This window comes from Sorangium sp. So ce887 (assembly GCF_051521455.1).
Taxonomy (GTDB): domain Bacteria; phylum Myxococcota_A; class Polyangia; order Polyangiales; family Polyangiaceae; genus Sorangium.
On record NZ_CP150354.1, the window covers coordinates 2,634,072 to 2,645,329 of the forward strand.

At 71.8% G+C, this 11,258-nt stretch carries 8 protein-coding genes; 3 read left to right on the forward strand and 5 right to left on the reverse strand.

The genetic code is table 11. The annotated features are described in order from the left end of the window. Positions 1-621: 621 nt before the first annotated feature. Positions 622-3,114 carry a TonB-dependent receptor plug domain-containing protein gene (locus WMF36_RS10045; RefSeq protein WP_437579385.1) on the reverse strand — a complete coding sequence of 831 codons (2,493 nt, stop codon included), beginning with the start codon at positions 3,112-3,114 and terminating at the stop codon, positions 622-624. A 29-nt stretch (positions 3,115-3,143) separates the two neighbouring features. On the opposite strand from WMF36_RS10045, the gene WMF36_RS10050 reads away from it, so the two are divergent. Next, a complete protein-coding gene (locus WMF36_RS10050) occupies positions 3,144-4,151 on the forward strand; it encodes a DNA/RNA non-specific endonuclease (RefSeq protein ID WP_437579386.1) in 1,008 nt (335 codons plus the stop codon). Between the two features lie 19 nt (positions 4,152-4,170). Here the strand turns inward: WMF36_RS10050 and WMF36_RS10055 are convergent, their stop codons facing one another. Both WMF36_RS10055 and WMF36_RS10060 read right to left on the reverse strand, forming a co-directional pair. Beyond that, positions 4,171-4,581: a nuclease A inhibitor family protein gene (locus WMF36_RS10055; RefSeq protein WP_437579387.1), complete on the reverse strand. Its 411-nt coding sequence runs from the start codon at positions 4,579-4,581 to the stop codon at positions 4,171-4,173. 50 nt (positions 4,582-4,631) lie between these two features. Next, positions 4,632-8,189: a glycoside hydrolase family 97 catalytic domain-containing protein gene (locus tag WMF36_RS10060; protein WP_437579388.1), complete on the reverse strand. Its 3,558-nt coding sequence runs from the start codon at positions 8,187-8,189 to the stop codon at positions 4,632-4,634. 363 nt (positions 8,190-8,552) lie between these two features. On the opposite strand from WMF36_RS10060, the gene fbaA reads away from it, so the two are divergent. Next, complete coding sequence (fbaA, locus tag WMF36_RS10065) at positions 8,553-9,626, forward strand: class II fructose-bisphosphate aldolase (RefSeq protein ID WP_437579389.1); 1,074 nt, start codon at positions 8,553-8,555, stop codon at positions 9,624-9,626. Between the two features lie 125 nt (positions 9,627-9,751). Here fbaA and WMF36_RS10070 read toward each other — a convergent pair whose 3' ends face one another. Next, on the reverse strand, positions 9,752-10,165 hold the full coding sequence (locus tag WMF36_RS10070; protein ID WP_437579390.1) for a hypothetical protein: 414 nt from the start codon (positions 10,163-10,165) through the stop codon (positions 9,752-9,754). A gap of 116 nt (positions 10,166-10,281) precedes the next feature. Beyond that, positions 10,282-10,638 (reverse strand): hypothetical protein, encoded by a 357-nt coding sequence (locus WMF36_RS10075; RefSeq protein ID WP_437579391.1) that lies wholly within the window; start codon positions 10,636-10,638, stop codon positions 10,282-10,284. Between the two features lie 346 nt (positions 10,639-10,984). Between WMF36_RS10075 and WMF36_RS10080 the strand changes: the two genes are divergently transcribed. Beyond that, positions 10,985-11,206 carry a hypothetical protein gene (locus tag WMF36_RS10080; RefSeq protein ID WP_437579392.1) on the forward strand — a complete coding sequence of 74 codons (222 nt, stop codon included), beginning with the start codon at positions 10,985-10,987 and terminating at the stop codon, positions 11,204-11,206. Positions 11,207-11,258: the final 52 nt, after the last annotated feature.

Below are 11,258 nucleotides of genomic sequence, written 5' to 3' on the forward strand. Positions count from 1 at the left end.
GGAGGTGAGGCAACGTCTATCGCGGTGCGATATCTCGTGGTCTCTCAGCTCCAGCACCACCTCGCAATGCTCGCAAACACTGGACCAGAAAGCGTCTGAACAACCAAGATAGCGCACGAACGCCGCTCGTGCCGCTGTTTAACGGTATTTATCAAGGCTCTTGGTCCTGGTTGCGTTCTCCGTGTGAGCCGCCTGAACCGCGCATCCCGTCGTGCGGCGTGGACACTGCACGAATCGTTGCGTTATGCCGCAATGATTTGCGCCGCTGGAGGACGCGGATGCGTGGTTCCGTGCAGATGCCGGAGCCAGTGTCCTCGTTTCGATGGCTGTGCTGGCAATAATTTTATTGCCATGCTTCACGGATCCTCGCTGTCCGTCATGGCCAGGAGGCGCCGTCTACGCGCCGTCCCGGGGCATGCATCGGCATGAGATTTTCGCAGCCATGCTGCATTCGTCGCCCGCGGATGAGCTCGCCAGAGCCGGCGATGACGCGGATCCTCGACCACGGCGCGGGTGCTTCTTCAGGTCCCCCGGCGAGCGCCGCGCGCGCCGGGTCCACCGCGTCCGCCGCCTCCACCTCCACCTCCACCTCCACCTCCACCGAGGCAAGGTCAATGCCGCTCAGAAGCTCGCTTCGCCGCCGAGGCTCGGGATGACGATGGGCCCGAGCTCCTCCGGCTCGCAGCCGCGCAGGAGCGAGCACTCGTATTGCAGCGTCTCTTTGCCGGCCGTCGCGTTGAGCACCTCGACCGTGAGCGAGAGGGTCCGTCCCTCCCTGAGCACCCATCGCTTCTCGAGCCGCAGGTCCAGCCGGAAGAACGCCGGAAGCCGCTCCGGCAGGCTCAGCCCTCGTACGTACCGGGCGATCTGCTCGCGCAGCTGCTCGCGACGCCGGATGTCTTCCTCGGTGTCGGGGCGGTCCTCGTCATCGTTATCGGGTCGCTGCCCGTTCAGGCCGTCGTTCCCCCAGAGGTCGTAATCGAGGGTCATCGGAATGCCGCTGTAGAACACCGTCCTGCCGCCGAGCTTCCAGCCGCGGCCCAGGTCGACCGCGGCGGCGGCGTTGAGCACGTGGCGGCGGTCGAAGGCCGAGTCGAAGGTCTCGCGGCCGACGTGGCGGACCGAGCGCGAGAGGGTGTAGGACACGAACCCTCCGACCCGCTTCGACAGGCTGCGATGCGCGTGGATCTCCAGTCCATGGGTGCTGCCGGTGCCGCGCAGCTCCGCCCGCTGCGCGAGGCCGATGTCGGTGCCGGGCAGCCGGTTGCCGAGGGCGTCGCTGAGGTCGAAGAAGCCGCTCCGGAACGCGGAGATCGTCGCCTTGATCCCCTCGGGGAGCCGGAGCTCGACGCCGGCGCTCGCGAGCAGCCCTGTCTGCACGCCGCCGCGCAGGCCGCCGATCTGGAGGCCGGGCACGGCGCCGAGGAAGCTCGGCGGCTGGTGGGTCATGCCGAAGGCGCTCAGCAGGGCGACGTTCCGCGTCGCCTGCAGCCGCGTCGCGAGCCGCGGATCCACCGTCCACGCGGTCTCGCCGCCCGACGAGAAGAAGTCGCCGCGCACGCCCGGCACGACCTCGAGCTCGGGCGCGGGGCGCACGACGACATCGGCCCAGAGCCCGGCGGCGAGGTCCTCCCGGCTCGTGAACAGGCGAGCGAGCGCCCGGTCGTTCCGGCTCGGAAAGTCCCCGTCGTTCTCGCGGATGTCGATGTCGAACCGCTCCAGCTGCGCGTCGGCGCCGGCGCGCACGGTCAGCTGCTCCGAGACGGGCGCCGACAGCTCCACGCGCGTGCCGAGGAGGCGTGTGCTCCCGGCCCGCTCCCCGTCCTGGTTCGAGCTCTGCTCGTACCCGAGCGTGACGGCGCGGCGGAGACGGCCGCCCCGGCCGAAGAACCTGTCGTAGCGCAGGTCGAGCCGGTGGATGTCGCCGGCGAGCACCACGTCGGTCTCCCCGTCGTCCTCGATCTGGGCGAGGTAGTCGTGCGACCCGAAGGCGAAGAGCCCGACCCTGTCGTACGGCGAGAAATCGTAGGTGGCGCGCGCCTGGTAGTCCCAGTACCCGAGCTCCACGCCGGGCGAGAAGAGCGAGAGGAGCGCGCCCGGGTACGCGTACCGGCCGCCGACGAGCGCGGTGCCGCGGCCGTCGGCCCAGGGCGCCTCGACCATGGCGCCCGCGTCGAACAGCCGGACGTTGGCCTCGCCGTGGAACAGGCGCGACGGCTCCCTCGTCTCGCCGGCGATGACGCCGCCGGTGTAGCGCCCGAAGCGCGCCGGGAAGCCGCCTGGGTAGAGAGCGACCCGCTCGACGAGCGCCGGGTGGATCACGCTGGGGCCGAGCGCCACGTGGTAGAGCAGCGGGACGCGCACGCCGTCGACGAAGTAGCCGACGTTGCCCGGCGGCGCGCCGCGCACGAAGAAGTACGGCACGCCGGAGGCGATGGGCGTCACGCCGGGCATCGCCTCGACCGCGCGGAACGGGTCGCCGAACGCGCCGGGCATCTGGCGCACCTCCTCGCGCGTCATCGAGGTCGTCATCGGCGCCGCGCGCTCGCCCACCACCACGACGTCGATGGGCTTCGGCGGGGCCGGCGGCGGGGGTGGCGCCGGCGCGGCGCTCTCCGGGGGCGGCGCAGGCCCGGCGGGCGCCGGCGGAGGCGCGGCGGGCGCGGCGTGGCGGGGGTCGCGGAACGTCACGCGGAACAGGATGCGCGCGCCGATGGGCCGCCCGTCGCGGCGGGCGGGCTCGAACCGCCACGACGCCGCCGCGCGCGCCGCTGCGCTCGCGAACGGCTCCTCGCCCTCCACCTCGACCGCGCCCACCGTCCCGTCGGCGTGCACTGTGAGGCGGAGCACCACGGTCGCCTCGCCGGCGCCGCCGGGCGGGTAGGGCGGGTCGGTGGGGCCGATGGGCGATGGCATCGTGACCTGAGCGGCCTGCGCCGCCGCCGCGGGGGCCTGCGCCGCCGCCGCGGGGGCCTGCGCCGCCGCCGCTGGGGCTTGCCGCTGAGCGGGCTCCGCCCTGGCGTCGCCGTCGGCCAGGGTGAGGAGCGCCCCGGCCGCCGCGGACGCCGCGATCACCCGGCACCGGCCGCGCATCGAGCTGGACGCTGGTGCCATCGCTACCGTAGATAGCCGGAAGCGCTTACGTGGGCTCAAAGAGGCGACAACGAAAGTCCTGGGGTTCGCGCGCGCTCGTCGCGCTCGTCGTGGCCGGGCTCAGCGCGGCGGGGGTCAAGTGCGGCCTGGAGCGCGGGCTCGAGGGGCTCGGGCTGGACTTCGGCCAGGACAGCCCCGCCAGGCCATCCCCCTCGCCGGGCCGATCCACCGGCCCCTCGCCGCCGAAGGGCGCTCCGCCGAAGGGCGCGCCCTCGCCGCGGCCGCCGGCGCAGAGCGCCCATCTCGAGCTCGGCGTGCCGGCCCGCACGGGGGCGCGGGCCGCCCGGGCCGAGGCGCCGGCGTCCGACGATCACCTGATGATCAAGCCCCAGTATGCCCTCTCGTACAACCGCTCCAGGAACGTGGCGAACTGGGTCAGCTGGCGGCTCGACGCCGCCTCGTTCGGCGACACGCCCCGCCATCGGGGCAAGTTCCTCGCCGACGCGGCGCTGCCGGACGGATGGTACCGCGTGCAGCACGACGACTACACCGGCTCCGGCTTCGATCGCGGCCACATGGTCCGCTCCGAGGAGCGGACGCGAACCCCCGACGACAACAAGGCGACGTTCCTCCTCACGAACATCCTGCCGCAGCGGCACGAGCTCAACGCCGGTCCGTGGCTCCGGCTCGAGGAGGCGTGCCAGGAGCTCGCGCAGAAGGAGCGGCGCGTGCTGTTCGTGATCGCCGGCGGCCTCTTCGACGAGCGCGGGCGCGCGGCCACCCTCGGCAAGGGCGTCGCCGTGCCGGAGGCGTTCTTCAAGATCGCCGTGGTCCTCGAGCCGGGGCAAGGGCCGGACGACATCGGGCCGGCGACGCGGGTCATCGCGGCGGTGATGCCGAACGAGACGGGGATCCTGGAGCAGGGCTGGGGGCAGTACCGCACGACGGTGGACGAGATCGAGCGGCGCGCGGGCTACGACATGCTGACCGCCCTCCCCGAGGCGGTGCAGCGCACGCTCGAGGCGCGCACCGACGACGGGCCCGCAGGCGGCCGCTGAGCGGCGCGCCCGCCGTCGATCACGTCTCGACGACCTTCGTCTTGAGCCCGAGCCACGCGCCCGACGGGTGGCGGCCGAGGACGTAGACGTCGATCGCGACGCGCCCCACGCGGTAGACGCGAAGGTCGGTCATGTGGCGCTCCAGGAGCTCCGCGAGCCGCCGGTACCGCCCGGCCTCGGCCAGCGCCGCCTCGCCCGCGTCCTCGGGCGGCTCGATCACGGGCGCGAAGAAGTCGCTCGCGGTCGTGACCTCGACCGGCGTCTCCGCGGCGAGGCCCTCGGCCGCGAGCAGCGCGTCCGGCGACGACGCGTCCCCGCGCGATCGGAACGGCTCGAGCGGGTGATCGGACTCGCTTGGGAACAGCAGGTCCTGTGCGGCCTCCGCGAGGGAGGCGAGGAGCTCTTCGGGCGACGCGGGTTGGGCCTGCATGCGGATCTCCGGACGGGCGGCGCGGCGAGCGCAATCTTGCCGTGAGATGGTCATTCTACCGTGAAACCGAAGACGTACGGCGCCTGCATCGACACGCTGTCGAGGTCGAGGGCGCTCTTCACGTCGGACACCACCACCTCGTAGGCGCCCGGCGCGAGCGGCGCTGCGGGCGTGAAGATCAGGAGGCCCGGCGCGGTCTCGGCCACGGCGCCCGCGACCGGCTCGCCGTCGCGCGCCACCTGCACCGAGCCGTCGTAGCCGCTCGCGCCCTGCGGATCGATGTCGCGCGAGAAGCCGACCTCGATCGCGGGCGTCGCCGCGACCACGGCGCCGTCCGCGGGCGCCGTGCCGGACACGAGCGGATCCCGCCAGAAGCGCACCCCCTTCTCGATGTCGGCGACCGCGCCGTCGTCCCACGCCGTGGAGGTGTTGTCGACGGTCTGGGCGCCGCCGTCGAGCGGGATCGCGACGGCGCGGTTCCTGACCCCGGTGATGCTCCCCCACCACTCCACGCGCTCCCAGGCGCCGCGCGCGTACTTGTACTGGAGCTCGGTCCCCTCGGGGATCTCGACCGTGGTCTCCCAGATCCCGCCGCCCACGCGCGTCATCGGCACGAGGCCCGGGTCCCACGGGCCGAGCGCGTCGATGCTGCCGGGCACGTAGATCGCGTCCAGGGACGGCGTCTCCGGCGGAGCCCAGACGCGGAACGTGACCGGCACCCGCCGGGGCATCGCCGCCTGCGCGATCTCGTTCGACGCCGGCGACTCGGTGCCGTCCGCGTGGACGGCGCGGACGATGTAGAAATAGGTCTGGTTGGCGATCAGCCCGGTGTCCGCGAACGTCGTGAGCGCGCCGTCCACCTCGGCGTGCGGGGTCCCGCCGTAGAGCCCGCCGGGGAGGTGCCGGTAGATGCGGTACGCGACCGCCCCCGGCACCGACGCCCAGGCCAGGTCGATCGACGCGGCGCTCGTGTCCGTGACGCGCAGGTCGGCCGGCGGCGGGGGCGCCTCGTCCCGCGAGATGACCGTCACGGTCACGGGCGCGGCGTCGCCCACGGCCACGCTGACCGTCCCGCGCGCGGAGAGCCGGATCTCGAAGCCGACCGTCGCCGTCTCGTCGGCGTTGATCCGGAGGAAGCGCGCGTCGACCGGGGCGCCGTCCACGGTGAGGGCGACCGTGTCGCCGCCGACGAGGTTGCCCAGGTTGGTCACCTCGGCGGTCACCGCGACGAAGTCGCCTTCCACGACCCTCGCCGGCAGCGCCACCTCCTCGACCACGTAGCTCGGCTCCCGGTAGACCTCGAGGCTCGCCGTGTCCTCGGAGGTCGCCGGGCGGAGGCGGACCGCCTGGCCGCCGCCGGCCTCCATGGCCGCGACAAGCGTGTCGGCGGGCGTGACAAGGAACCGGCTCCGGGCGACCAGGGTCGGGCGCGTGTCGTAGTCGGCCTCGGCGTCGTCCGTGTACGTCTCGGCGACGAAGGCCCCCTCGCCGAGGAAATCGAGCGGGATCTGGAGCGCGCGCGCGGTGCTGTCGGTGCCGCTCCCGAGGTACCAGGTGTTCCCGCTCCGGCGCGCGACGGTCGTGTGCTCGCCGATCGCGGCGTTCAGCACGCGGGTCTCGTCCCAGGTCACCGGGACCTGCTCGATGAAGGCGAGCTCGGGCTGCCCCTCGTAGTGCTCGGGGATGTCGGTCACCATCTGCAGCCCGCTGAGCAGGATGACGTAGAGGGCGAGCTGGTGCGCGCGCGTCGTGTGCACCCGGGCGGGCGGGTTCCCGGCGAAGGGGCTCTCGGGGATCTTCTCCGGCGCCCACAGGATCTCGAAGATCCCGGGGTTGTAGTCGACCGGGCCCCCGAGCATGCGGGTGAAGGGAATCGTCAGCGTGTGCGAGGCGGGGTTGCCGTCGCTCCACGCCTCGTACTCCATGCCGCGCACCCCCTCGCGGCTCATGAAGTTGGGATACGTGCGCTCCTCCCCGGTCGGCTTGATGGGCTCGTGCGCGTTGACCATGATCCCGTGGTCCGCGGCCCGCCTCGCCACCTCGGCGTAATGGCTCACCATGCGCTGGCTGTAGTGGTGATGGCCCGGGATGTTGCCGACGTATCCTGTCTTGATGGCGTGGATGCCGAGCGACTCGTAGAGCGCGAACGCCTCGTCCAGCTGGTCCTCGAAGCCGTCGACGTTGGCGCCGGTCTCCATGTGCGCGACGAAGCCGACCCCGCGCGCCGCCCCGTACGCGACGACCTCCTCGAGGTCGAAGCGGTCGTTCGACGCGGTGTAATCCATGTCGGTCCAGCCGCCGTCCCAGCCCTGGTTCCAGCCCTCGGCGAGGACGTACGGGATGCCGTGCTCGCCCGCGAAGTCCATGAGGCGCTGCGTGTTCTCGGTCGTGGCGCCGACGTGCTCGCCCGGCTCCCAGGTCGACAGGCCCTTGTGGATCTCCCACCAGACGCCCATGTACTTGCCCGGCCGCAGCCAGGACAGGTCGCCATCGCAGATGGCGCACGGGTCGTTGAGGTTGAGGATCAGGTGCGACTCCATGAGGCGCCCCGCGCCGGCGCCGACGGTCAGGGTGCGCCACGGCGTCTCGAAGGGCAGCGTGACCCGCGCCTTGACGGCGGTGCTCTCCGGGCCGCTCTGCGCCGGCACGAGCGCGCTCCGGAAGGCGTGGGGCGCGTCCGGCAGCGCCTCCAGGGTCATGGCGGCGTAATCGTCGAGATCGGCCTCGTGCAGGGCCACGTAGAGGTCGTCCGCGAGCCGCACCGTCATGGGCGTATTGGCATTCTGGACTGCGCTGAGCGCGCCGCGGTTGTACAGCGACTCGTCGCCCTCGAAGTCTGCGCGCGTCCACCAGGCGGTGCCGTCCGAGGCGAAGCGAAACTCGGTGTCCTCGGAGGTGATGGCGAGCTCGCCGAGGCCTTCCTGCTCGGGGATGACGTAACGGAGGCCCAGCCCGTCGTCGAAGACGCGGAAGACGATGTCGAGGCGCCTCGCCGGAGCGCTCGACTCCAGATGAACCGTGAGCTCGTTGTAGTGCTCACGGATCTCGGAGGCGGCGCCCCACACCGGGTTCCAGGTCGAATCCACGGCCCGCCGATCCGCGCCGGCGACGCGCACGTCGCGGCCGAGCGACCCGAGATCGCCGAGACCGAGGCCGAGCGCGGAGTCGGCGAGGATGGCCCTCCCTGCGCGCTCGACCGAATAGGAGGGGACTCCGCCCTGAACATCGAACGTCACGACGAGCTCGCCGCCGGGAGACGTGACACGATGCTCGTCGCCCGGCTCGCCACCGCCGCCGCCCAGGCCGCCTTCGCCGAGACCGCCGCTGCCTCCGAGGCCGCCGCTGCCCCCCAGGCCGCCGCCAAAACCACCCTCGCCGCCGAGACCGCCGCTGCCTCCGAGGCCGCCGCTGCCCCCCAGGCCGCCGCCAAAACCACCCTCGCCGCCGAGGCCGCCGCCACCGGCGCTCTGCCCGCCCCCGGTGCCGCCGGATGGGCTGTGCTCGTCATCACCACAGCCGGCGACCCCGGGGACGAGCGACGCAACCAGGCCGAGCCAGGCGGCCCGAGTGCGAATCCTTTTCGCGATCGTTGCGCATTCGATGGTCATAGGGCGTGCGTCCGCCATGGCCCACCTCCCCGGCGGCGTCAATCGCGAGCCGTCCCCTGGGTCAGTGCTAACATGTTGAAATTGAACGATTTTTTGCGATCGTGGCGCGGGTGACATCCAGGCGTGCTGGTTGCGCTTGACATCTCAGGGCGGTTTTCGGAGCCGCTTCGTCCCGCGCCGGTCACCGGCGGTGACGCGATGCTTCAAGTCTGCAGCTGCGGCACGGGAGAAACCGCTTGCTCCCGGAGCTTTGGCGATGGTACCCGACGCGCCCGCCCTGGGGATCCGATCCACCCTTCCGCTTTCCGTTGCCGCGTTGCATGCTCAGCGCAACCCGAGCAAGGAACAAGGATTCAAGGTGCCATGTCCAAGTTGAAGCTCAAGCCCGGCGTGATCACTGGTTCCGCTCTTCAGGAACTGTTCGAGTACATGAAGAGCGTGGAGTGCGCGCTGCCGGCCGTGAACGTGATCGGCTCGCACAGCACGGTCGCCGCCCTCCAGGCGGCCCGAGAGGCCAAGTGCCCCGTCATCGTCCAGTTCTCGAACGGCGGCGCCCACTTCTTCGCCGGCAAGTTCCTGGACAACAAGGGCGAGAAGGCCGCCATCGCGGGCGCGATCGCGGGCGCCCACTACGTGCGGAACCTGGCCGAGGCCTACGGCGTGCCGGTCATCCTGCACACGGACCACGCCGCGAAGAAGCTCTTGCCGTGGGTCGACGGCTTGCTCGAGGCCGGAAAGAAGTTCTTCGAGAAGAACGGAGAGCCCCTGTTCTCCTCGCACATGCTCGACCTGTCCGAGGAGCCGCTCCATGAGAACCTCGAGATCTGTCAGAAGTACCTGCGGCAGATGGCGGCCCTCAAGATGACGCTCGAGATCGAGCTCGGCGTCACGGGCGGCGAGGAAGACGGCGTCGACAACAGCGGCATCGACAACTCCAAGCTGTACACCCAGCCGGCCGAGGTCCTCGCGGCCTACGACGCGCTCAAGCCGATCGGCAACTTCACGGTCGCCGCGTCGTTCGGCAACACGCACGGCGTCTACAAGCCGGGCAACGTGCAGCTCCGGCCGCCCATCCTGAAGAACTCCCAGGACGCGATCCAGAAGGAGCGCAAGACGGGCGCGAAGCCGGTGGACTTCGTGTTCCACGGCGGCTCCGGCTCGTCGCGCGAGGAGATCCGCGAGGCGGTGTCCTACGGCGTCATCAAGATGAACATCGACACGGACACGCAGTGGGCCTTCACGCAGCCCATCAAGAAGTTCATGGACGACAAGGGCGCCTACCTGAAGTCGCAGCTCGGCAACCCCGAGGGCGAGGACAAGCCCAACAAGAAGTACATCGACCCGCGCGGCTGGCTCCACCTCGGCGAGAAGGGCGTGGCCGCGCGCCTCGTCGACGCGTGCAAGGACCTGAACTCGTTCGACAAGTTCGAGTTCTGATCCGCGGCGGCGGCGAGGGCCCTGCCCGCCCGGGCGGGGCCGTCGTTCGCCGCGCGGACGCCGGTGATGCGCCGCCGCGCGTCCTCTGATGTCGGCGCTGGCTCACGAGTGATGTCGGCGCTGGCTCACGAGGGCGACGGGGGCGCCTCGCGCAGCGAGCGGACGGGACGGGTCGCGGCAGCGCGGCGGCGCGGCAGTCGGGAGAGCGGCAGGCCGAAGAGGCCCAGGGCGGTGAGCTCGATCCCGACCACGGGGAGGAAAGACGACCCCGCGAGCTCGCTGGCGAGGACCTGCACGAGGACGAGCGGGGCCGCGATCGACAGGAGCGCTGTCCGGTAGGGGATGCCGTGCAGCAGCGCGAGCAGCACGCCGACGATCCCGGCGGTCAGGCAGCCTTCGGCGCCGGGGAGCAGCACCAGCGCGTCCGAGTCGCGCAGCGCGGCGCGGATCCACAAGAGGGCGCCGCTCCCCAGGAGGAGAAGCGCGATCGGCAGATTGCCAGAGGAGCGTGTCGAGATCGTCTGGGTCTGGGAAGCCATGATCCCGGGTCGAGAGCACGCCATGTTCCATCGAGGCTCCCCGGCGGCGACGGCCGCGCGGCGCGCTGCGCGCTGCAGGGATTGCGCGGCGGCGCATGCCTTGCGCGCCGCGCGCGTCAGGGCGCGTCAGGGCCGGGCGGCTCGCCGGCGCCGGCGTCGCGAGCGCCGGCGTGCTCGCCGCGGCGCGCTGGATCGACGGGTGCGAGCCGGATGCCCAGGTTCAGGAGCTTCACGCAGTCCTGCTCGCACGTGGGCACCCCGCCCGGGGCCAGCGAGCACCGCGTGATCTCGACGAGCTCCCCCGAGCGCCCGTCGGCGACCAGCTGGCACCGCGCCGGGGTACCGGTCCGTGGGCACACCAGGGTGACCTCCGAGGCGCGGTAATGCCGCCGGGCGAGCAGGTGTCTTGTACAGACGACCAGCGATCCAACGCCGCCGGCAGTCGCCAGCAGCACGACGAGCCAGTCTGCCATGGTGATCCCCTCCGAAGAGCCGCAATGCACATCACAGCAAACGGTGCGCCATCCGGCTCGCCGGCGTGAAGGCCCAGAGTGCGCGGCAGATCGCGCTCCTCGCGGGTGCACGCCGTGCGCCCTCCCCCGCACGGCGTGCGTCACGGCAGGCCGACCGGCCGCTCGGCCCGCCGGATGCGCACCGGCAGGTCGGAAGGGGGGGCGGCGGGACGCGGGATCCACGGCAGAAGATGCGACCGGGAGTTGGCCCGGACGGTTCGCCTCGCCTGTGCCGCGGTGCACCCTCGCGCGGCTCGGTGATTGCAAAAGACCCTTCATCGGCCGATGGCCGCGGGAGGAGGGCGCGATGAACTGTCGTCTGGATGCACCGGAGAAGCTGGCGTGGCTCGAGATCGAAGGTGGCGGCGCGGAGCCACGGCAGGTGAGCTGCCCGCGTCGAGGGGAGGCGACGGACGTGCGGGAGTGCGTCGCGTGCGAGCGCTACGCGACGCTCGCGATCCATCCGAGCGGGAAGAAGATCTATGTCGTGTGCGAGCCGTTCGACGACGCGCCCGCCGAAGAAGCGTAGCGGCGCGGGGGGCGCCAGCGCCGATGTCGCTGCATGCAGCGGCAGCCGATGG

What these genes read in the sequence shown, in the direction of transcription:
- fbaA (WP_437579389.1), top strand. Translation starts at nt 8,553, where the DNA reads ATGTCCAAGTTGAAGCTCAAGCCCGGCGTGATCACTGGTTCCGCTCTT.
- WMF36_RS10060 (WP_437579388.1), bottom strand. Translation starts at nt 8,189, where the DNA reads ATGACCATCGAATGCGCAACGATCGCGAAAAGGATTCGCACTCGGGCC.
- WMF36_RS10055 (WP_437579387.1), bottom strand. Translation starts at nt 4,581, where the DNA reads ATGCAGGCCCAACCCGCGTCGCCCGAAGAGCTCCTCGCCTCCCTCGCG.
- WMF36_RS10080 (WP_437579392.1), top strand. Translation starts at nt 10,985, where the DNA reads ATGAACTGTCGTCTGGATGCACCGGAGAAGCTGGCGTGGCTCGAGATC.
- WMF36_RS10045 (WP_437579385.1), bottom strand. Translation starts at nt 3,114, where the DNA reads ATGGCACCAGCGTCCAGCTCGATGCGCGGCCGGTGCCGGGTGATCGCG.
- WMF36_RS10075 (WP_437579391.1), bottom strand. Translation starts at nt 10,638, where the DNA reads ATGGCAGACTGGCTCGTCGTGCTGCTGGCGACTGCCGGCGGCGTTGGA.
- WMF36_RS10070 (WP_437579390.1), bottom strand. Translation starts at nt 10,165, where the DNA reads ATGGCTTCCCAGACCCAGACGATCTCGACACGCTCCTCTGGCAATCTG.